Raw genomic sequence first — 552 nt, 5'->3', positions numbered from 1 at the left:
CATGGAAATCTTCATTGTTCACTAGCGCATTGAATAAGGTATTCACACCTGTGATCGCTGTGAATTGGTACTTTTGCAGCTCTTTTACAAAGCCAGGAATATCACGCGGGTTGGTGATCAGTAAGTTACGACCACCCATTTCGATAAACAGCAAACAGTTCACTGTCAGTGCGAACACGTGGTAAAGCGGCAATGCGGTTACCACTAATTCACGACCTGGAGAAAGTACTGGACCGTAAGCCCCTTTCGCCTGAAGCACGTTCGCAATCATGTTGCGATGCGTTAGGATTGCACCTTTTGCGACACCCGTAGTACCACCAGTGTATTGCAGAAATGCAATATCATCACCAGACATAAACGGCTTCACGTATTGCAGACGACGACCTTTGCGCAGAGCTTTGCGCATTGAAATTGCGCCCGGTAGATCGTACTTAGGAACCATACCTTTTACGTATTTCACCACGAAATCGACAATCGTACCTTTCGCTCGTGGCAGCATTTGGACAAGGCTAGTTAGCACCACGTGTTTCACAGGTGTGTTATCTACGATTT

At 46.6% G+C, this 552-nt stretch carries 1 protein-coding gene; it reads right to left on the bottom strand.

The features are described 5' to 3' along the window. Window positions 1–552 (bottom strand): AMP-binding protein (locus R7R24_RS29535; RefSeq protein WP_318120567.1); only part of this gene is annotated, 552 nt, incomplete at both ends.

It is taken from the genome of Vibrio sp. 704 (assembly GCF_033339295.1).
This window is presented reverse-complemented; position numbering and strand designations above follow the sequence as displayed.